Annotated in this window: 16 protein-coding genes and 1 riboswitch; of the genes, 9 read left to right on the top strand and 7 right to left on the bottom strand. The window is 71.8% G+C overall.

Translation table 11 applies throughout. The features are described 5' to 3' along the window. Positions 1 to 453: 453 nt before the first annotated feature. Complete coding sequence (locus BJP40_RS25210; RefSeq protein ID WP_107416858.1) at positions 454 to 1,590, bottom strand: cystathionine gamma-lyase; 1,137 nt, start codon at positions 1,588 to 1,590, stop codon at positions 454 to 456. A 5-nt stretch (positions 1,591 to 1,595) separates the two neighbouring features. Further along, on the bottom strand, positions 1,596 to 1,976 hold the full coding sequence (locus tag BJP40_RS25215; protein WP_071266095.1) for a phage holin family protein: 381 nt from the start codon (positions 1,974 to 1,976) through the stop codon (positions 1,596 to 1,598). A 54-nt stretch (positions 1,977 to 2,030) separates the two neighbouring features. Between BJP40_RS25215 and BJP40_RS25220 the strand changes: the two genes are divergently transcribed. The 4 genes from BJP40_RS25220 (at position 2,031) to BJP40_RS25235 (ending at position 4,372) form a co-directional block, all read left to right on the top strand. Then, the gene (locus BJP40_RS25220; RefSeq protein ID WP_071266093.1) at positions 2,031 to 2,348 is read left to right on the top strand and encodes a cupin domain-containing protein; all 318 of its coding nucleotides are present in this window, start codon (positions 2,031 to 2,033) and stop codon (positions 2,346 to 2,348) included. A gap of 291 nt (positions 2,349 to 2,639) precedes the next feature. Continuing rightward, on the top strand, positions 2,640 to 2,876 hold the full coding sequence (locus BJP40_RS25225) for a DUF5326 family protein (protein ID WP_071282866.1): 237 nt from the start codon (positions 2,640 to 2,642) through the stop codon (positions 2,874 to 2,876). 173 nt (positions 2,877 to 3,049) lie between these two features. After that, positions 3,050 to 3,820 carry an IclR family transcriptional regulator gene (locus tag BJP40_RS25230; protein WP_079171453.1) on the top strand — a complete coding sequence of 257 codons (771 nt, stop codon included), beginning with the start codon at positions 3,050 to 3,052 and terminating at the stop codon, positions 3,818 to 3,820. A 117-nt stretch (positions 3,821 to 3,937) separates the two neighbouring features. Beyond that, positions 3,938 to 4,372 carry an SsgA family sporulation/cell division regulator gene (locus BJP40_RS25235; RefSeq protein ID WP_071266091.1) on the top strand — a complete coding sequence of 145 codons (435 nt, stop codon included), beginning with the start codon at positions 3,938 to 3,940 and terminating at the stop codon, positions 4,370 to 4,372. A 116-nt stretch (positions 4,373 to 4,488) separates the two neighbouring features. Here the strand turns inward: BJP40_RS25235 and BJP40_RS25240 are convergent, their stop codons facing one another. Then, positions 4,489 to 5,916, bottom strand: a complete 1,428-nt coding sequence (locus BJP40_RS25240) for a YibE/F family protein (RefSeq protein ID WP_071282599.1) — start codon at positions 5,914 to 5,916, stop codon at positions 4,489 to 4,491. A 71-nt stretch (positions 5,917 to 5,987) separates the two neighbouring features. Further along, a riboswitch (TPP riboswitch) is annotated at positions 5,988 to 6,121 on the top strand. Here BJP40_RS25240 and thiC point away from each other — a divergent pair. Further along, positions 6,115 to 7,893: a phosphomethylpyrimidine synthase ThiC gene (thiC, locus tag BJP40_RS25245; RefSeq protein WP_071266087.1), complete on the top strand. Its 1,779-nt coding sequence runs from the start codon at positions 6,115 to 6,117 to the stop codon at positions 7,891 to 7,893. Its footprint overlaps the riboswitch before it by 7 nt. Positions 7,894 to 8,060: 167 nt before the next feature. Here the strand turns inward: thiC and BJP40_RS25250 are convergent, their stop codons facing one another. From BJP40_RS25250 to BJP40_RS25260, 3 genes are all read right to left on the bottom strand, one after another. Continuing rightward, the gene (locus BJP40_RS25250; protein WP_071282601.1) at positions 8,061 to 8,828 is read right to left on the bottom strand and encodes a hypothetical protein; all 768 of its coding nucleotides are present in this window, start codon (positions 8,826 to 8,828) and stop codon (positions 8,061 to 8,063) included. Between the two features lie 130 nt (positions 8,829 to 8,958). Then, positions 8,959 to 10,119 (bottom strand): metallophosphoesterase, encoded by a 1,161-nt coding sequence (locus tag BJP40_RS25255; RefSeq protein ID WP_256220820.1) that lies wholly within the window; start codon positions 10,117 to 10,119, stop codon positions 8,959 to 8,961. 351 nt (positions 10,120 to 10,470) lie between these two features. Beyond that, the gene (locus BJP40_RS25260) at positions 10,471 to 11,586 is read right to left on the bottom strand and encodes a LacI family DNA-binding transcriptional regulator (RefSeq protein ID WP_071282605.1); all 1,116 of its coding nucleotides are present in this window, start codon (positions 11,584 to 11,586) and stop codon (positions 10,471 to 10,473) included. A gap of 379 nt (positions 11,587 to 11,965) precedes the next feature. On the opposite strand from BJP40_RS25260, the gene hisC reads away from it, so the two are divergent. Next, positions 11,966 to 13,048, top strand: a complete 1,083-nt coding sequence (hisC, locus tag BJP40_RS25265; RefSeq protein WP_071282607.1) for a histidinol-phosphate transaminase — start codon at positions 11,966 to 11,968, stop codon at positions 13,046 to 13,048. Positions 13,049 to 13,698: 650 nt separating this feature from the next. Here the strand turns inward: hisC and BJP40_RS25270 are convergent. Continuing rightward, a complete protein-coding gene (locus BJP40_RS25270) occupies positions 13,699 to 14,073 on the bottom strand; it encodes a cyclophilin-like fold protein (protein ID WP_071282609.1) in 375 nt (124 codons plus the stop codon). A 359-nt stretch (positions 14,074 to 14,432) separates the two neighbouring features. Here BJP40_RS25270 and BJP40_RS25275 point away from each other — a divergent pair, with 359 nt between their 5' ends. Genes BJP40_RS25275 through cydD form a run of 3 tightly spaced genes read left to right on the top strand, consistent with a single transcriptional unit; the run spans position 14,433 to position 20,644 of the window. Continuing rightward, entirely contained in the window at positions 14,433 to 15,938 is a 1,506-nt protein-coding gene (locus BJP40_RS25275) for a cytochrome ubiquinol oxidase subunit I (protein ID WP_071282611.1), read from the top strand. Positions 15,939 to 15,955: 17 nt separating this feature from the next. Then, positions 15,956 to 16,960 carry a cytochrome d ubiquinol oxidase subunit II gene (gene cydB, locus BJP40_RS25280; RefSeq protein ID WP_071267643.1) on the top strand — a complete coding sequence of 335 codons (1,005 nt, stop codon included), beginning with the start codon at positions 15,956 to 15,958 and terminating at the stop codon, positions 16,958 to 16,960. Between the two features lie 51 nt (positions 16,961 to 17,011). Then, positions 17,012 to 20,644 carry a thiol reductant ABC exporter subunit CydD gene (gene cydD, locus BJP40_RS25285; protein ID WP_371258692.1) on the top strand — a complete coding sequence of 1,211 codons (3,633 nt, stop codon included), beginning with the start codon at positions 17,012 to 17,014 and terminating at the stop codon, positions 20,642 to 20,644. The last annotated feature ends 1 nt before the right edge of the window (position 20,645 follow it).

Raw genomic sequence — 20,645 nt, forward strand, 5'->3', positions numbered from 1 at the left:
CCATCTGAAACGCAGGAGCGGACCCCACCACTCCCGGTCATCACCCGACGGCTGCCTGCAGCCGCAGCCTCGGGGGCTGCGCGAGGGGGCGCGTGGCGGTCCGTACGGCCAGCCGAACCCGTCCTCAGCGGTGGGGTAGGGGCGGCTGGAGCCGCCGCTCCCACCCGGGGCCGGCGCCTGCCCCGGGTCTTCCCGCCCCCGGAGCGGCGCCGCCCCAGGTGCAGCCCCCGTGGTCGGGCTGCCGCCCCTTCGCGTGCAGCCCGCCGATGTCGGGGACGGTGCCTCCCCCGTCTCGTGCAGGCCATGACCGCACGGACGCCGACGGGCCGCCGTCGCCGAGGTGAGGCCCCGGTGTCGGGGCAACCAGCCTGGTGCGGAGGAGATGCGGGCAGGCAGAGCAGGACGGTCCGAGCCACGAGGGGAAGGCCCGAACCGTCCCTTCCGGGTGCGCCCCTACGGCGCCGCTGCCACGTCCAGGGCGCGCAGGACGTCGGCGAGCAGGTCCTCCGGGTCCTCGGCCCCCACCGAGAAGCGGATGAACCCCTCGGGCACGTCGTCCCCGCCCCACCGGCCGCGCCGCTCTGCCGTCGACCGCACGCCGCCGAAGCTCGTGGCGTCGTCGACCAGTCGCAACGCTCCGAGGAACCGCTCCGCGCGCTCCCGGTCCGGCAGCGTGAACGACACCACGGACCCGAAGCGCCGCATCTGACCCGCGGCGACCGTGTACGACGGGTCACCGGTCAGCCCCGGGTACCGCAGGCCCGCCACGTCGTCCCGGTCCGCGAGCGCCGCGGCCAGTGCCAGGGCGTTCCCGCACTGCCGCTCCACCCGCAGGTGAAGGGTGGCGAGGGACCGGTGAGCGAGCCATGCCTCCATGGGGCCGGGAATCGCCCCCACGACCTTGCGCCAGCGCCGCACGGCCGCCGCAAGCTCCGGGTCCCGGCAGGTGACGTGGCCGAGCAGGACGTCCCCGTGACCCGTGAGGCCCTTCGTGCCGCTCGCCACGGAGAAGTCGGCGCCCAGCTCCAGGGGGCGCTGGCCGAAGGGGGTCGCGAGGGTGTTGTCGACGGCGACCAGCGTGCCCTGGCTGTGCGCGGCCTGCACCAGCCGCCGTACGTCGCACACGTCGAGCCCCGGGTTCGACGGCGTCTCGATCCACAGGAGGCGCGCCCCCTCCAGGACCTCCAGTTGCGCGTCGCCACCGGTCGGCGCGGTCCGCACCTCGATGCCGTACGCCCCCGCTTGCTCGCGCAGCAGGGCCAGTGCCTGGTAGCCGTCGCTCGGCAGGACCGCCACGTCACCGGACCTGAGCTGCGAGAACAGCACCGCGGACAGGGCTGCCATGCCGGAGGCGAAGACCACCGTCTCGACCGGGGCGTCCGCCGCCGGCGCCTCCAGCTCCCCGATGGCGCGCTCCAGACGGGTCCACGTCGGGTTGTCGTCGCGCCCGTACGTGTACGGCCCGGTGGGCTCGCCGGGCAGGTGGTAGTGCGCGGCGAAGACCGGACCGGGAAGCGCTGCGGCGTACTTCTCGGGTTCCGGCAGCCCGGCCCGTACGGCTCTGGTGCCGTCGCCCCAACCGTCCGCCACGTCGGTCAGTCCCTGCCGTCGGGGAGGACGACGTTCAGCGCCCACGACACGACCGAGATGACGAGGCCGCCCAGGACGGCGGTCCAGAAGCCCTCGACGTGGAAGCTGAGGTCGAGCTTCTCCGCCAGCCATGAGGTGAGCAGCAGCATGAGGGCGTTCACGACGAGCGTGAAGAGCCCGAGTGTCAGGATGAACAGCGGCATGGTCAGCAGCTGCACGATCGGCTTGACCAGGGAGTTCACCACACCGAACAGCAGCGCCACGAGGAGCAGCGTGAGTGCCTGCCGGCTGGTGTCGTCCCCGGTCAGCGTGATGTCGTCCAGCAGCCAGATCGCGACCGCCAGTGCGCCGGCGTTCGCGAGCGTCTTGACGAGGAAATTCAACATGTGTCTGATCGTGGCAGACCCGATCGGCACAAGGCAGGGGCGAGGGCGAACGGTATGAAGGCATTCCGACTGGACGAGCTGGAGGCGGAGCGCGTCGCGAACGACGGCGCGTACCTGCAGTTCCTGCGCGAGCGCAGCATGTCGGTCGGGCTGTACGCGTTGGACGCGGGCGCCCTGGACCCGCAGCGGCCGCACAAGGAGGACGAGGTCTACTTCGTCGTCAGCGGCCGCGCCTCCCTCACGGTGGGGGCGGAGACGCAGACGGTCGGTCGGGGCAGTGTGGTGTTCGTCCCGGCCGGGGTCCCGCACAAGTTCCACCACATCACCGAGGACCTGCGGGTGATGGTGGTGTTCTCCCCGCCGGAGGGCTGACCCGTCGGCCCCGAGCCCGCGGGGAGGCGCCGGAGGCACGGGCCGGCTCGGAAAGCGCGTCGGTGGCACCGGCTCCCCCGGCGCGCGTGTCGGTGGCATCGGCGTCCCGAGAACGTGACCGTGGGCCCGGCCCTCCCCCGTGAGCAGGGCTGTGCCCCCGATCTCCCTAGGGGGCGGCTCAGGGGACTTCAAGGGATGGAGGGTCCCCGCGGGAGCGGTCGCCCCGCCTAGCATCGAGAACGTCGAGGCAGTGAAGCGGCGGATGAAGGAGTGTGAGGGGCGATGACGGCGATCAAGGAACTGCTCGCGGGGCTTCCCTGGTGGGTGAAGTGGGTGGCGATACCGGTCATCGCGGTGGCCGTCTTCGGCGGGATGATCACTTCCGCGATCTTCTTCGTGGTGGGCCTGCTGTTCAAGGTGCTGCTGTTCGTGGCCCTGGTCGGCGGACTGGTGTACGTCGTACGGAAGTTCACCGGGACGTCGTCGTCCTCGTCCTCCTCGTCGTCCTCGTCGCGCTCGGAGTGGTGAGGCCGCCGCTCCGTTAGCCCGGCCGGGGGAACGCCCCCGGTGGAACCCGCCCCCGAACGGAGGCTGCCATTAGAGTGGCAGCGCTTCCGCGGCCCTTGGAACCAGGGGCAGAGTGAACGCCTGACCAGCGGTTCGTACGACTACTGCTGTGGGCGAATGCCTGGGGGTGACCTATGGTCATGGCTTCGACTTCCGCTGCCCCGACGCTGATCGGCTCCGTGCAGCGGGCACTGAGACTTCTGGAGGCCGCGGGCTCCCATCCCGGAGGGGCTCCGGCCAAACAACTGGCGCGCGAGACGGGTCTGGCCCTCCCGACGGCGTACCACCTTCTGCGCACCCTGGCGTACGAGGGCTACCTGCTGCGCGACAAGGGCGTGTTCATGCTCGGGGAGTCGGCGCGGCGGCTGGCCGATGCCGGAGCTCTGCAGAATCGTCGCAGCAAGATCAAGGACTCCTTAGCGGACTGGCGGGACGCCATCGGCGTACCCGTCTACTTCGCCGTCTACCGGGACGGCGAGATCCAGCTCGTCGCCGTGTCCGACACCCCCGCGGCGCCCGCCGTCGACGAGTGGGCCGACTTCCGCGAGACCGGCCACGCGCATGCAATCGGCCAGTGCCTGCTGGGTCAGCTCGATGAGCGCTCCCGTGAGGACCACCTCGACCGCCACCCCGTCGAGGCGATCACGCCGTATACGGTGCGTGACCGTCAGATGCTCCTGGAGCGGCTGAACAGGCGAGGTCCGGCACTGCCGTTCATCGAACGCCAGGAGTACGCACTGGGGACCGTCTGCGCGGCCATTCCGATCGCTGCGGGCGACACTGCTGCGGCGATGGCCATTTCTCTCCCCCTCCACCAGGAGCACCGACTGCTTCCCGCAGTCGAACAACTACGCAACGAGACGGGAAAGCTCCTGGGCGCACTCGCGCTCTCTATCAGTATCTGAAAAATCACTCCTTGTGATCTGCGGGCGCGTGCAGGACCATTGCGGCACGAGGGCCAGGAGCGATCAATCCTGGCCGTTTTCACACCATGTGGCTTACACGGCACCAGCGGGGTACAGATGCGCGAGTCGGTTCAGGCCGAAGTCCTGATGAGCTTCGTCGTCTCGGAGGAGCTGTCCTTCAGGATCCCGGTCGAGCTCCGGTACGAGGGCAAGGATCCGTTCGCGGTCCGGATGACGTTCCACCTCCCCGGAGACGCCCCGGTGACCTGGGTGTTCGGCCGGGAACTACTCCTGGACGGGGTGAACGCCCCCAGCGGCGAGGGCGATGTCCGGATCGAGCCGGCCGACGCCGGTGACGATCTGTCGGACGTGCTGATCCGGTTGTGCGTGGGCGCCGACCAGGCCGTGTTCCGGGCGAGCGCACCGCCCTTGATCGCGTTCCTGGACCGCACCGACAGGCTGGTGCCGCTGGGGCAGGAGACGACGCTGGGCGACCTCGGGGGCGACCTGGAGGCCGCGCTGGGCCGCATCCTCGCGGAGAACGCGGGCTGACCCACCACCCGGTCCGTACGGCTGCGGGCCGGGCGACCGCGGCCGCATGGCCACCACTTGGGCCGGTGCCGCTGCAGGGCCGCCGCCTGCGACCGGGTCGGTACGGGGGCGGTCCGTCAGCGCTTCCGGCGGCGTCCTCGGCCGCTCCTGGGGGCCGGCGTGTCGCCGTCGCCCGTCCGCGGCCGGTCGGCCGACACCATGAGGGCGGCCAGCCCCGTGGTCACCGGCACGGACGCCACCAGGCCGATCGAGCCGACCAGCGTCCGCACGATCTCCTGGGCGACCAACTCGCTGTTGGCGACGGTCCCCACGCTGCTCTGTGCGATGGAGAACAGCAGCAGCAGCGGCAGGGCGGCGCCCGCGTACGCGAGCACGAGCGTGTTCACCACCGACGCGATGTGGTCCCGCCCGATCCGGATCCCCGCCCGGTACAGCGCCCGCGACCCCATCCGGGGGTCCGCCTGGTGCAGTTCCCACACCGCAGAGGTCTGGGTCACCGTCACGTCGTCGAGCACGCCCAGAGAACCGATGATGATGCCGGCCAGCAGCAGACCCGACATGTCGATCTCGGGGTACAGGCCGTGGATCAGTCCCGTGTAGTCGTCGGTGTTGCCGGTCAGGCTCGCCCAGCCGACGAACAGCGAACCGAGCAGCCCGATCAGCAGCAGCGAGATGAGCGTGCCCAGCACCGCCACCGAGGTGCGGGCGCTGAACCCGTGGCTCAGGTACAGGGCGATCAGCATGATGGCGCTCGCCCCGACCACCGCCACCACCAGCGGGTTCGATCCCTGCAGGATCGCCGGCAGGATGAAGAACGTCAGGAAGAGGAAGCTCGTCCCCAGCGCGACGAGCGCCATCACCCCGCGCAGACGCCCCACGGCGACCACGGCCAACGCGAAGATCACGGCCAGCAGGGCCAGCGGGAACTTCCGGTCGACGTCCGTCACCGAGTACTGGAGCTCCTCGGGCGCGTCGGGGGCGTAGGCCACGACGACACCCTGCCCCTCCTCCAACTGGCGGGGTGCGTCGGGCTGCACGATCTCCGTGAACGTACGGCCCTCGTGGGGGCCGGTCGTCACCTCGATGGTGGCGCGCTTGCACTCGCCCTGCTGGGCCCGGACCGCCTCACGGCCCTCCGGGGTGCTGGTGTCGCCGGTCGGCGGCACCTGTGCGACGTTCACGTCCTTGCAGTCGACCTGTTCGACCTTGACGACCCTGCCCTGCTCGGTCTGCCGGTCGAAGCCGACGCCGCTGCGTTCGTGGGCGGGGGCGCCGCCCGGCCACAGGGCGACGAGGCCCACGAGGACGGCCGTGGCGAAGGGGATCAGCACGGCTGCGATGATCTTGCGCAGGTGCTGCGAGACGGGCGCGGCGGGGGCGTGGGCGTGCGTGTGGACGTGTGCGAGAGCGTCGCCGCCCTGGCCCCGGCCGTCGTCGTGGGCGTGCCGGGAGCCCGGGTCGGTGCCCTGGTGGGGACCGTGATCCGGGTCCTGGTGGGGGCCCTGGTGCGGGTCGTGCTCCGGGTGCTGGTGCGAGGAAGTCACCGACCGATCATCGCAAGAACGCCAGGGGCCCCCTGTTCAGCATGGCCGGAAGGGCGCTAGCGTGGTGGCACCTTTGCACACGCGGGAGCTCGGAGCACCGGGCTGAGAGGGCGCTGACCTCCGTAGATCCGTACGGGAAGAGCTGCGCCGACCGCCGAACCTGTTACCGGGTAATGCCGGCGTAGGGAGTAGGTCAGGATGACCGTTCAGGACGCACGCACGCCTGCCTCCAGCAACGAGGAGAGCGGGAAGTCCATCGGCTGGCACAAGGGATACGTCGAGGGTTCGCGCCCCGACGTCCGGGTGCCGGTCCGCCAGGTGCACCTCACCAACGGCAAGGACGTCACGCTGTACGACACGTCCGGGCCGTACACCGATCCGAACGTCGAGACCGACGTGCGCCGCGGGCTACCACCCCTCCGGGAGAACTGGATCATCGCCCGCGGCGACACCGAGGAGTACGCGGGCCGGCCGGTCCGCCCGGAGGACGACGGCCTCAAGCACACCTCGCCGCGCGGCGGGCTGCGCAACCTCGACGCCGTCTTCCCCGGCCGTCCCCGGCAGCCCCGGCGGGGCCGCGAGGGCCGGCCGGTGACCCAGCTGGCGTACGCGCGCCGCGGTGAGATCACGCCGGAGATGGAGTTCGTCGCGGTACGCGAGAACGTCTCCGCCGAGGTCGTGCGGGAGGAGATCGCGGCCGGCCGGGCGGTGCTCCCTGCCAACGTCAACCACCCCGAGATCGAGCCGATGATCATCGGCAAGCGGTTCCTGGTGAAGGTCAACGCCAACATCGGCAACTCCGCCGTCACCTCCTCCATCGAGGAGGAGGTGGAGAAGATGACCTGGGCGACCCGCTGGGGCGCCGACACGGTCATGGACCTGTCCACCGGACGCAACATCCACACCACCCGCGAGTGGGTGCTGCGCAACTCCCCCGTGCCGATCGGCACCGTGCCGCTCTACCAGGCCCTGGAGAAGGTGGACGGCAAGGCCGAGGAGCTGACCTGGGAGATCTACAAGGACACGGTCATCGAGCAGGCCGAGCAGGGCGTGGACTACATGACCGTCCACGCCGGCGTGCTCCTGCCGTACGTGCCGCTGACGGCCCGTCGGAAGACCGGCATCGTCTCGCGCGGCGGCTCGATCATGGCCGCGTGGTGCCTGGCGCACCACAAGGAGAACTTCCTCTACACCCACTTCGAGGAGCTCTGCGAGATCCTCGCCCGGTACGACGTCACCTACTCGCTGGGCGACGGGCTGCGGCCGGGATCGATCGCGGACGCCAACGACGCCGCGCAGTTCGCCGAGCTGAAGACGCTCGGGGAACTCAACCGGATCGCGAAGCGCCACGAGGTGCAGACCATGATCGAGGGCCCGGGACACGTCCCGATGCACAAGATCAAGGAGAACATCGACCTGCAGCAGGAGATCTGCGAAGAAGCCCCCTTCTACACGCTCGGCCCGCTGACCACGGACGTCGCCCCGGCGTACGACCACATCACCTCCGGCATCGGCGCCGCGATGATCGCCTGGTGGGGCACGGCGATGCTCTGCTACGTGACGCCGAAGGAGCACCTCGGCCTGCCCAACCGCGACGACGTGAAGACCGGCGTCATCACGTACAAGATCGCGGCTCACGCGGCGGACGTGGCCAAGGGCCACCCCGGCGCCCAGGAGTGGGACGACGCGCTGTCGGACGCGCGGTTCGAGTTCCGCTGGGAGGACCAGTTCAACCTGGCCCTCGACCCGGACACGGCACGGGAGTTCCACGACGAGACCCTGCCGGCCGAGCCCGCGAAGACGGCGCACTTCTGCTCGATGTGCGGGCCGAAGTTCTGCTCGATGAAGATCTCGCAGGACATCCGCCGCGAGCACGGCGGTGACCTGAAGGCGGACGAGATCGAGGCCGGGATGGCGGAGAAGTCGCGGGAGTTCGCCGAGGCGGGCAACCGGGTGTACCTGCCGATCGCGGACTGACGCCGCCGGGCGGCGCCAGCGGCCGGCCGTGCCGGGGCGCCGCCCGGCCGGGCACGGCCGGCGCTGCGCCCGTCCATGCGCCGGGCGGCGCCTGCCCGTCGTGAACGGACGGACGGGCAGGCATGCCGTGTCCGGCGGCCGCAGACCGGCGGGCGGTCCGGTGCGGATCAGTCCGGCACCGGACCCGGACCCGTCGGTTCTGGCCCGGCGGGATGCGGGGTGCACGGACCGGCGGCCGCGGGGTCACGGCGCGCGGGCACCGGGGCGCGGGCCGCTTCGGGAAGCGGTGGCGGCGGCGGGTCGGCGAGGACGTCCCGGAGGAACGGGAGGATGCCGCGCTCCAGCAGGGCGCGGCGCCACGCCTCGCGGGCACGGGCGGTCTCGTCGAGCGGCCCGCCCCCCGCCCCCCGGGCCGTCGTCACCTCGTTGGCGCGGTTGCGCAGAGCCGTGACCAGGATGCCCACGATGGCCGCGAACAGCCCCGCGACGGCGACGGCGGCGAAGAACCAGCCCGCGCTGAGGAGCGGAGCCGCCACGTCCGGTGGCGGGTCCAGCATCTTCAGGACGAACCCCAGCAGGAGCCGGACGACCGCCGCCGATCCGGCAAGGACCGGTGCCAGCACGGTCACGACGACACCGAGACCCGCACCGGGCATGACCCCGTCGGCCGGAGCGCCCGGGTCCGGCGCAGAGGCGCTCACCCCGGGCCGTCTGCGGTGCTCCTCACGGGCCCGTACGAAGTGGGCGTACTCGGTCGCCGCCGCGGTGCTGATGACCGCGGAGGCGTCCAGGGCCAGGGCGCGGAGCTGCCCGGCGGTGAGCCGGCGACCGATCCCGGTCAGGGCCGGGTGGTCCCGCGCGGCGCGCAGGACGTCGTCGAGCAGCCGCTCGAAGTCGGCGCGGTCCTCCGGCAGCAGGTGCGGAGCACTTTTCACAGGCGATCCCCCGAGACTCCCGTGGGGCGCGGAACGCCCGCGTAGATACGGCAGTTGGGCACGCCGATCGTAGAGCCGCCACGGTGAGGCGTGACAGAGGGTTTACGGAAATCGCCTGGGACGGATGCGCTCAGTGAGCCAGCGGGAGCTCTTGGACGAGAAGTTTTCCTGCCATCGTGACCCCGCCGTCCATGGCGATGGCCAGCCCTTCGGCGTACACGTGGGGGCCGTCGACCGCGGGGCCGCTGTCCTCGTCGGGGCCGTCCTCGGTGCCGACCTCGCCGAGCAGGTACGGGATGGGGCTGTGGCCGTGCACCACACGCTGCCCGCCGTACGCCTCCAGCAGCTCGCGCACCGCCGCGGCGCCGCCCTCGTCGCGGAACGCGAACCGCTTGGTGAACTTGCGGAACAGGTCCCAGCACTCGTCGGCGTCGTTGCGGTTGAGGATCTCGTGGACGGTGTCGTTGACGTCCTCGACGGTCTGGCCGTACTCCAGGTAGGCGGTGGTGTCCGAGTGCAGGAGAAGGTGGTCGTCCTGGACGGTGACCGCGTCGAGGCGGGCCATCCACTGGAGGTGGACGTCCTGGAGGCGGTCCATGTCGCTCTTCTGCCCGCCGTTGAGCAGCCACGCCGCCTGGAAGGTGGCGGTGCCGGCGCCGGAGTTGACGGGGGTGTCGGCGAACCGCTTGGCGCCGAGCAGCAGCAGTTCGTGGTTCCCCATCAGGGCCTTGCAGTAGCCGCCCGCCGCGGCCGCCTCCGCGGACAGCCGCATCACGAGGTCGATCACCCCGATGCCGTCGGGGCCCCGGTCGGTGAAGTCACCGAGGAACCACAGCCGGGCCGTGCCGGCCGCCCAGTGGCCGTCGGCGTCGATGAGGCCCCGCTCGCGCAGGGAGACGAGCAGCTCGTCGAGGTAGCCGTGCACGTCACCGACCACGTACAGCGGGCCGGGGGTGTGGGCGCCGGGAGCCGTCCCGGGGGCGGTCGCGGGGACCGGTGGCACGGTCATGGGGACCTGGACGGTGTCGCCGCGGTTGATGACCGGCAGGTCCCGCTCCGTGGGGGTGTACCCCTCGGGGTAGTCGCCCTCCGGGAACGCGTTGCCGGGGTGGCCGTCCTCCGTGGCGACCGGTTCCGGCGCGCCCGAGGCGGCGGGGGGCTGCGGAGGGGGAGGCGCGCCGTGCTCCTGCACGGGCACCTGGGCGTACGGGGGTACGCGGAAGTCGCGCAACGTCGCTGTCCGCACCACGGGTCCCTGACCGGCCCCCTGAGTCATCGACCCCTCCACCACCGTCGCGACGCCCTACACCTCGCGGACCGGCCTGGTCGCGGCGGCCCGCGGTGTCGTCCGCCCATCATAGGAATGAGGCTTGTGCTGTGTGACGCACCAGGGGTGGTGAATCAAGGTGCACGCCTGGTTCACCGGCCGTTTCGCCCGAATTGGGAAGGTCTTGGGCGGGGGTTGCCGGGTTCGGGCCGGTGCGGCGCGGCACCGACCCGAACCCGCGCCGGCTCCCAGCCGGCCCCACCGCGGGCCGGCACCGGTTCCCCGTCCGGCCGGAGGCGCCCCGTCGGGCGTCCCCGGGGGCTCCTCGCGTGGGCGGAACCTCTCCGGCCGGGGGACCGGGTGCCGGGCGGCCTGTCACTCAGGCCGGGGCGACCGGGGCGGGCTGACCGTCGTGCGGGGCGGCCGCCGCTGCGACGACGTCCGGACGATCAGCTCGGTCGTTATCACCTGCTGGACGGGCCAGTCGGCGTCGAGCCCCTCGATGGCGTCGATCAGCAACTGGACGACCGCCGTACCGATCCTGCGCGGCTTGAGCGACAGCGTGGTGATGGGCGGCTCGGTGGCGGCGTACACCGCGGACTCGCTGCAGCAGACCAGCAACAGGTCGTCCGGGACCCGCAGCCCGTACCGCCGCGCTGCCGCCAGCAGGTCCGTGCCGTTGGGGTCGAACAGCCCGTAGACCGCGTCCGGCCGGTCGGGCCGGGCCAGCAGCCGGTCGGCGGCGACCGCGCCGGCGCACGGGTCGTGCGCGGGGTACGCCTCGTACACGGGGTCCTGCCCGACGCGCTCGCACCAGTTCAGGTACGCGGTCGTCGACAGGCGGGTGTACGTGTCCGTGGAGGTACCGGTCAGCAGGCCGATCCTGCGTGCGCCGGCCTCCGCCAGGTGGTCCAGCAGGCCGAGGACGGCGGCCTCGTGGTCGTTGTCGACCCAGGCCGTGACCGGCAGGGTGCCCGCGGGCCGGCCGTCGGAGACGACGGGGAGCCCTTGGCGGACCAGCTCCGCCACCACGGGGTCGTGGTCGGAGGGGTCGATGACCACGGTGCCGTCCAGTGCCACGTTCGACCAGACGTCGGCGGGGCTGCGGCGCGATGTCGCGGGCAGGATCACCAGGGCGTAGCCGCGGGCCAGGGCGGCGGAGGTGGCCGCTCTGGCCATCTCCGCGAAGTAGGCGAACTCGGTGAAGGTGAAAGGTTCATCCCCGTACGTCGTGACGGTCAGGCCGATGAGGCCCGACTTGCCGGTACGGAGGGTGCGTGCGGCCGCGGAGGGCCGGTAGCCGAGCCGGTCGGCGACCTCGCGCACGTGGCGGCGGGTGGCGTCGGGGAGTCTGCCCTTGCCGTTGAGCGCGTCGGAGACGGTCGTGATGGAGACGCCCGCCGCGGCGGCCACGTCCCGGATGCCCGCGCGCCCCTGCCGGCTTCCCCGGGTCTGTGCCCGGCTCACCTGGTGCTTCCCTGCTGCTGTCATGGCGAGCCGATAGTAGGGGGACGGCGGGTGGCTGGGACGGTCGCATATTCACTCGTTGACAGGCACGTTTCTGCATGGTCGCCTGCTGCCAACCCTATGGAATCGCAAGTCAGTTGCGGCCTTTCCAAGTGAGCAGCCGGTTGTCGGCGGGCATGTGCCAGGGCTCTGGACGAGGTTTCGAAGAGCCTGCAACTCACCTCTACGGGGGATGCGCGCCACGGCGCAGGCCACCGGCGCTCGTCGCATCCGTGCGCGCCCCCCAGGGGAGAGACCCGGGAGGAGACCGGAGTCATGCCTTCCCGGTCGGCCATTCGCAGGAAAGCGGAATCCTCATAAGGTGTGCAGTATCGGTTGGGACATACGGTCGAGGAGGACCACAGTGAGCGAGACCAGCCCCAAGCTGCGCGCCGTGCTGGACGGCATCCCCACGTACAAGCCGGGCAAGCCGGCGGCCGCCGACGGCACGATCGCCTACAAACTGTCCTCCAACGAGAACCCCTACCCGCCGCTGCCGGGGGTCCTGGAGAGCGCCCTGGCCGCGGCGCACGGCTTCAACCGCTACCCGGACATGGCCTGCACCGGGCTCATGAACGAGCTGTCGGAACGCTTCGGGGTGCCGGTGACGCATCTGGCGACCGGCACGGGCTCCGTGGGCATCGCCCAGTCGCTGGTGCAGTCCACGGCCGGCCCGGGCGACGAGGTGATGTTCGCCTGGCGGTCGTTCGAGGCGTACCCGATCATCACGCAGATCAGCGGTGCCGCTTCCGTGAGGGTGCCGCTGACGGCGGACGCCGTGCACGACCTGGACGCGATGGCCGCCGCGGTGACCGACCGCACCCGGCTGATCTTCGTCTGCAACCCCAACAACCCGACGGGCACGGTGGTGCGCCGCGCCGAGCTGGAGCGGTTCCTCGACCGCGTGCCGTCCGACGTCCTGGTCGTGCTGGACGAGGCGTACATCGAGTTCATCCGGGACGACGAGGTGCCGAACGGCATCGAGATCTACCGGGAGCGCCCGAACGTGGCGGTCCTGCGGACCTTCTCCAAGGCGTACGGCCTCGCGGGCCTGCGGGTCGGTTTCGCGATCGCGCACGAGCCGGTGGCGGCGGCACTGCGGAAGACGGCGGTCCCGTTCGGCGTGAGCCAGCTCGCGCAGGACGCGGCGGTGGCCTCCCTGCGCGCGGAGGACGAGCTGCTGGGCCGGGTGGGCTCCCTGGTGTGCGAGCGGAACCGGGTGTACGAGGCGCTCGTGGGCCAGGGGTGGACGGTGCCGGTGACCCAGGCCAACTTCGTGTGGCTGGGCCTGGGCGAGCGGACGGTGGAGTTCGCGGCGGTCTGCGAGGCGGCAGGTGTGGTGGTCCGGCCGTTCCCGGGCGAGGGCCTGCGGGTCACGATCGGCGAGGTGGAGGCGAACGACCTGTTCCTGCGGACCGCCGAGGCGTTCTACAAGGAGAAGTTCTGAGCATCGGAGGGCGGCCGCCCGGCGGCGCCGTCCCCGGTCCCGGGTGACCTGCGGTCCGCATCCCGTGCCCGGGGGCCCGGGCCGTCGCCCGGGTCCGCATCAGCGGTCCGTGTCGCGCGGTCCGTAGTCCGCGGCTAGCGGTGCCGGCCGCCTTGACCTGGGGCAGCCGCACCGCGGGCCGTTCCGCTGCCCGTCGGCCCGCGGGGCCGTTCTCGCGCCGGGCCCGCTCCCGGAGTGCTCGTCGGGAGCCGGTGCCGGGGGGCCGGTCTTGTGCTCGGTCGGCTTCCGGCCCGCCCGCGGGCTGGTTGCCTGCTTGGTCGGGGCGTCCGGCGCGCCTGCACGGCCGGCCTTGTGCGCGGTCCGCCCCCGGCCCGTCCGCCGCGCCGGTCCTCTCCTCGGTCGGCTACCGGCCTCTGCGGGCCGGGGGATCGGTCTGTCTAGCGAACCGTCGGCCTCCGGACGTCGAAGCCGGTGCGGGACGGTCCGTCCCGGCCTTCTCCGGACCGGTCCGAGAGCACGGCGGGCCACCGGATCGCAGCCGGTCGGTCGGGGAGGAGCGGCTTCCGGGCCGTGTGATGGTCGCTCCGGAGCGGGCGGGCTTTCGGGCGCGGTCGGTCCGGAGGCGGCCGGCAGCCGGGCCGTCGCCGCGCTCAGCCGCCGACCCGCTCCACGCGGACCGGGTCGCCGTCGCGGACCGTGGCGAGTACGTCCGGGTCCCCGTCGAGCCGCCCGAGGACGTTGCATGGGCTCGCCAGCCGGCATTCCTCCCCGTGTGAGATCGGCGTCGGGCCGTAGGGCAGAGCCAAGGCGTCGCCCTCGGTCCAGAACGCGACCGTGCCCGGCTGCACGACCTGGCGGGCGTCCGCTTCCAGGGCTGCGGGGACCGGTGTGGCGAAATACACCTCCTGCCCCCAGGTGCGGGCCGTCGAGGTGATCGGGAGGGCTCCCACGAGCGCCCTGCTCGTACGGGTTTCGCCCAGAGTGGCCGTCGTCTGGCCGCCCGGCCAGGAGATGCGGATCTGCATCCCTGGATTCAACAGGATGTTGAAACGCCGGGGAAGGGAGCCTTCGGAGGGACCCCCGGTTCCGCCTGCGGATTTCGTGTAGGCCATAATGGCTTGTGATTGTGAACGCATTCACAAGCGTGCCTGTTCCTCCTGAGATCGACTGGTATCCATCGGAAGCGCAGGAGGCCGAACGGGTGACGCGAGGACCCAGCCGCGTAGCGGGGTCCGCCGCCCCGGCCGCCAGTCGGGGTTCGAGGCCCCGGCCACCCGGCCGGGGTGCAAGGCCACGGCCCTGAGGCCGGGTGCAACGCTCCGGCCGCCGGGTCGGGGTGCAAGGCAGGGCTGCCGCCCGCGCAGCCCGTAAGGAGAAGATCGTCGTGGACCTGGCTCTGGCGCCAGAGACGCTGGCGCGGTGGCAGTTCGGTATCACCACCGTCTACCACTTCCTCTTCGTCCCCCTGACCATCTCACTCGCCGCCCTCACTGCCGGTCTGCAGACGGCGTGGGTGCGCACCAGCAAGGAGAAGTACCTCCGGGCGACGAAGTTCTGGGGAAAGCTCTTCCTGATCAACATCGCCATGGGGGTCGTCACCGGCATCGTGCAGGAGTTCCAGTTCGGCATGAACTGGTCGGACTACTCACGCTTCGTCGGTGACGTCTTCGGCGCACCGCTCGCCTTCGAGGCGCTGATCGCCTTCTTCTTCGAGTCCACCTTCATCGGCCTGTGGATCTTCGGCTGGGACAAGCTGCCGAAGCGGATCCACCTGGCCTGCATATGGATGGTGTCGATCGGCACGATCCTCTCCGCGTACTTCATCCTGGCCGCGAACTCCTGGATGCAGCACCCGGTCGGCTACCGGATCAACGAGGCCACCGGCCGTGCGGAGCTGACCGACTTCTGGGCGGTCCTCAGCCAGAACACCACCCTCACCCAGGTGTTCCACACCATGTCCGCGGCCTTCCTCACCGGCGGCGCCTTCATGGTCGGCATCGCCGCCTACCACCTGGCCCGGCGGAAGCACATCCCGGTGATGAAGACCTCGCTCCGGCTCGGCCTGGTCACCGTGGTCGCCGCGGGCATGCTGACCGCGCTCAGCGGCGACATCCTCGGCAAGGTCATGTTCCAGCAGCAGCCCATGAAGATGGCCGCCGCGGAGGCGCTCTGGGACGGCGAGGCACCCGCGCCCTTCTCCGTCTTCGCGTACGGCGACGTGGACAAGGGCCACAACAAGGTCGCCATCGAGATCCCCGGTCTGCTGTCCTTCCTCGCCAACGACGACTTCGACTCGTACGTGCCCGGCATCAACGACACCAACGAGGCTGAACAGGAGAAGTACGGGCCGGGTGACTACCGTCCCAACATCCCCGTCACGTACTGGTCCTTCCGCTGGATGATCGGCTTCGGCATGGCGTCCTTCAGCCTGGGGCTCCTCGGCCTCTGGCTGACCCGCAAGAAGTTCCTGCTCCCGAAGGCCCACCGGGTCGGCGAGGAGGAGGTGCCGCACCTGGTGCTCTTCAAGAAGCCGCTCAGCCCGAAGCTCACCCGTCTCTACTGGTGGGTCGCCCTGTGGACGCTGGCCTTCCCGCTCATCGCCAACTCCTGGGGATGGATCTTCACCGAGATGGGGCGCCAGCCCTGGGTCGTCTACGGCGTGCTGCGCACGCGTGACGCGGTCTCCCCCGGAGTCACCCAGGCCGAGGTCCTCACCTCGATGATCGCCTTCACCCTGCTCTACGCGGTGCTCGCCGTGGTCGAGGTCAAGCTGCTGGCCAAGTACGTCAAGGCCGGCCCGCCCGAGCTCACCGAGGCCGACCTCAACCCGCCCACCAAGATCGGCGGCCACGACCGCGATCCCGACCGGCCCATGGCCTTCTCGTACTGAGGGAGGGGAGACGCAACATGGAACTGCACGACATCTGGTTCGTCCTCATCGCCGTCCTGTGGATCGGCTACTTCTTCCTGGAGGGGTTCGACTTCGGGATCGGGGTGCTGACCAAGCTGCTCGCCCGTGACCGGGCCGAGAAGCGCGTCCTCATCAACACCATCGGGCCCGTGTGGGACGGCAACGAGGTGTGGCTGCTCACCGCGGGCGGTGCCACCTTCGCCGCCTTCCCCGACTGGTACGCCACCCTCTTCTCCGGGTTCTACCTGCCGCTGCTCCTGATCCTGCTCTGCCTCATCGTCCGCGGTGTCGCCTTCGAGTACCGGGCCAAGCGGCCCGAGCCGCAGTGGCAGAACAACTGGGAGCAGGCGATCTTCTGGACCTCCCTCATCCCCGCCGTGCTGTGGGGCGTGGCCTTCGGCAACATCGTGCGAGGCGTGAAGATCGACGCGTCGAAGGAGTACGTCGGCACGCTCTTCGACCTGCTCAACCCGTACGCACTGCTGGGCGGCCTCGTCACGCTGACACTGTTCACGTTCCACGGAGCGGTCTTCGCGGCGCTCAAGACCGTGGGCGACATCCGGGAGCGGGCCCGGAAGCTGGCCTTCGCCCTCGGCCTGGTCACGGCCGTCCTCGCGCTGTCCTTCCTCACGTGGACCCAGGCGTCACGGGGTGACGGCAGCAGTCTGATCGCGATGGGCATCGCCGTGGCGGCCCTCGTCGGAGCCGTCGGTGCGATCAAGGCGGGCCGGGAGGGCTGGTCCTTCGCGCTGTCGGGCGTGACGATCGCCGCGGCGGTGGCGATGCTGTTCCTGACCCTCTTCCCCGACGTCATGCCGTCGTCGCTGGACCCGGCGTGGAGCCTGACGGTGACGAACGCCGCGTCCAGCCCGTACACCCTGAAGATCATGACCTGGTGTGCCGCGATCGCCACCCCGCTGGTGCTGCTCTACCAGGGGTGGACCTACTGGGTGTTCCGCAAGCGGATCGGTACGCAGCACATCGCAGCCGACCCGCACTAGCGGCAGCTGAGCCTTCGGGGGCGTTGCTCTCAGGGGGCCGTTCAGGAGGAGATGTTTCACGTGAAACCGATCGACCCGCGCTTGCTCCGATACGCCCGAGCCACCCGCTTCTTCCTCGTGGCCGTGGTCCTTCTCGGGCTGCTCGGAGCGGTTCTGGTCATCGGTCAGGCGATGCTCATCGCCGAGATCGTCGTGGGAGCGTTCGAGCGCGGGATGGACGCGTCCGCGCTCGGCACCCCGCTCGCGCTGTTGGCGGCGGTCGCGGTCGGCCGGGCCGCGGTCTCCTGGCTGACCGAGCTCGCCGCGCACCGGGCGAGCGCCGCCGTGAAGTCGGAGCTGCGGGGGCGGCTGCTGGAGCGGGCCGGTGCGCTCGGGCCGGGCTGGCTGAGCGGGCAGCGGACCGGCTCCCTGGTGGCCCTGGCCACCCGCGGTGTGGACGCACTGGACGACTACTTCGCGCGCTACCTGCCGCAGCTGGGTCTCGCCGTGGTGGTCCCGGTCGCGGTGCTGGCGCGGATCGTCACCGAGGACTGGGTCTCCGCCGCGACCATCGTGGTCACCCTGCCGCTGATCCCCCTCTTCATGGTGCTCATCGGCTGGGCCGCCCAGACGCGGATGGACCGGCAGTGGGCCCTGCTGTCCCGGCTTTCGGGCCACTTCCTCGACGTGGTGGCCGGGCTGCCGACCCTGAAGGTCTTCGGTCGGGCGAAGGCCCAGGCGGAGTCCATCCGGGCGATCACCTCGGACTACCGGCAGGCCACCCTCCGCACCTTGCGGATCGCGTTCCTGTCCTCGTTCGCCCTGGAACTGCTGTCGACGCTGTCCGTGGCCCTCGTCGCCGTCGGTATCGGCATGCGCCTGGTCCACGGAGACCTGGACCTGTACACGGGGCTGGTCATCCTGATCCTCGCTCCCGAGGCGTACCTGCCGCTGCGTCAGGTGGGCACCCAGTACCACGCGGCGGCAGAGGGCCTCTCGGCCGCCGAAGAGGTCTTCGCGGTACTCGAGTCCGCCCCACCGCGTCCCTCGGGCCAGGGCGCGCCGGTGCCGGACGGGCCCGCGCGGATCGAGCTGGACACGGTGACGGTCCGCCATGAGGGCAGAACGGAAGCCGCCCTGAACCAGGCGTCACTGGTCGTCGAACCGGGGGAGACGCTCGCGCTGGTCGGCCCCAGCGGGGTGGGCAAGTCGACCCTGCTCGACGTCGTGCTCGGTTTCACCGTCCCCGTGTCCGGCAGCGTGCGGGTCAACGGCACCGATCTCGCAGCCCTGGACCCGGAGCGGTGGCGCGAGCGCATCGCGTGGGTTCCGCAGCGGCCGTACCTGTTCGCGGGGACCATCGCGGAGAACGTCCTGCTGGCCCGGCCGGACGCCGGTGCAGCGGCGGTGGCCGCCGCGCTGCGCGACGCGGGGGGGGGCTTCGTGGAGGAGCTGCCCGACGGCGCCGAGACCGTGATCGGCGAGGACGGCGCGGGGCTCTCCGCGGGGCAGCGGCAGCGGCTGGCCCTGGCCCGGGCGTTCCTCGCGGACCGGCCGGTCCTCCTGCTGGACGAACCGACGGCCGCTCTGGACGGCGCCACCGAGGCCGCCGTGGTGGACGCGGTCCGGCGACTGGCCGCCGGGCGGACCGTCCTGCTCGTCGTCCACCGCCCTGCGCTGCTGGCGGTGGCGGACCGCGTGGTCACCCTCCTGCCCGACGGCGGTCGGCAGCCGCAGGACGCAGGTGCCCCCTTCGGCGGTGCCGCGGCTGCGGGCACGCCGCCTGTCGACTCCTCCGTGGGCGGCGACATGGTCGACGACGCCTTCGGAGTGGTGGGCGGCCTGCGGTCGGGGCAGCCAGGACCCGCCCCGGCGCCGGTCGCGGGCTGGGAGGACGTGCCGTACACCGAGCGGAAGGCATCCGCTCCGGAGCGGACCCGGGCGTTGGCCCGGGTGCGTGCTTCCGCCAGCGCGCTGCGCGGGCGCCTCCTGCTGGCGCTGCTGCTCGGCAGCCTCGCCCTCGGTTCGTCCGTGGGGCTCATGGCGGTGTCGGGGTGGCTGATCTCCCGCGCCTCCGAGCAGCCGCCCGTCCTCCACCTGATGGTGGCGGTCACGGCCACACGCGCCTTCGGTATCGGGCGGGCCGTCTTCCGGTACGCCGAGCGGCTGGTCTCCCACGATGCCGTGCTGCGCATGCTGGCCGAGCTGCGGGTCGCCGCGTACCGCCGACTGGAGCGGATCGCTCCTGCGGGCCTGCGCCGCAGCCGCCGCGGTGACCTGCTGTCCCGGCTCGTCGCCGACGTGGACGCCCTTCAGGACTACTGGCTGCGCTGGCTGATGCCCGCGGGCACCGGGCTCGCCGTGGGGGTCGGCGCGGTCGCGTTCACCTCCTGGCTGTTGCCCGAGGCCGGGGCCGTACTCGCGGCCGGGCTGCTGGTCGCCGGCGTCGTCGTGCCCGCCCTGGGCGCGGCGGTCTCCCGGCGCGCCGAGCAGCGGCTCGCCCCGGCACGCGGCACCCTCGCCGCCCGCGTCGTCGAACTGCTGCGGGGGTGCGCCGAGCTCACCGTGGCAGGTGCGCTGCGCAGCCGTCTCGACCGGGCGCGGGAGGCGGACGGGGAACTCACGCGGATCGCGGCACGCCAGGCGACCGCTGTGGCAATGGGCGGCGGGCTCGTCGCTCTGGTCACCGGGCTGACCGTGGTGGCCTCCGCGCTGGTCGGGGTGCAGGCGGTGGCGGACGGCAGGCTCGCGGGGGTGGCGCTCGCCGTGGTCGTGCTCATCCCGCTCGCCGCGTTCGAAGCGGTGACGGGGCTGCCGCTCGCCGTGCAGTACCGGCAGCGTGTGCGGCGCAGTGCGGAGCGGGTTCACGACCTGCTCGACGCACCCGCCCCCGTACAGGAGCCGGCACGGCCCGCGCCCCTGCCTGAGGCTCCGTTCCCGCTGGAGCTGCGCGGGGTCTGCGCGCGCTATCCCGGACAGGAGCGGGACGCACTGCACGGCTTCGACCTGCGGCTGGAGGAGGGGCGGCGGGTGGCCGTCGTCGGGGCGTCCGGCTCCGGCAAGACCACGCTCGCGCAGGTGCTGCTGCGGTTCCTGGACGTCCGCGACGGCACGTACCGGCTCGGCGTCGGCGGCACGGACGCGGCGCGGCTCGACGGGGACGGTGTGCGGAGGCTTGTCGGCCTGTGCGCCCAGGACGCCCACCTGTTCGACAGCTCCATCCGCGAGAACCTGCGCCTCGCCCGGACCGGTGCGAGCGACGAGGACCTGCGCCGGGCACTGGCGGCGGCGCGGCTGCTGGACTGGGTGGACGCGCTGCCGGAGGGGCTGGACACGCTGGTCGGCGAGCACGGGGCGCGGCTGTCGGGAGGGCAGCGGCAGCGGCTCGCGCTGGCCAGGGCCCTGCTCGCCGACTTCCCCGTGCTGCTGCTCGACGAGCCGGCCGAGCACCTGGACCTCGCCACGGCGGACGCGCTCACCGAGGACCTGCTGCGGGCCACGCAGGGACGTACGACCGTGCTGATCACGCACCGGCTGCGGGGTATCGACGCGGCCGACGAAGTCGTGGTGCTGGACGCGGGAAAGGCGGTCCAGCGCGGCCCGTACGCGGAGCTGGCCTCGACGGACGGGCCCCTGCGCCGCCTGCTGGAGCAGGAGCGCGCGGCGGACGCGGAGGCGCTGCGGCTCCCGTCCCGAGGACGGTGAC

The organism is Streptomyces sp. CC53 (assembly GCF_001865245.1).
Classification (GTDB): domain Bacteria; phylum Actinomycetota; class Actinomycetes; order Streptomycetales; family Streptomycetaceae; genus Streptomyces.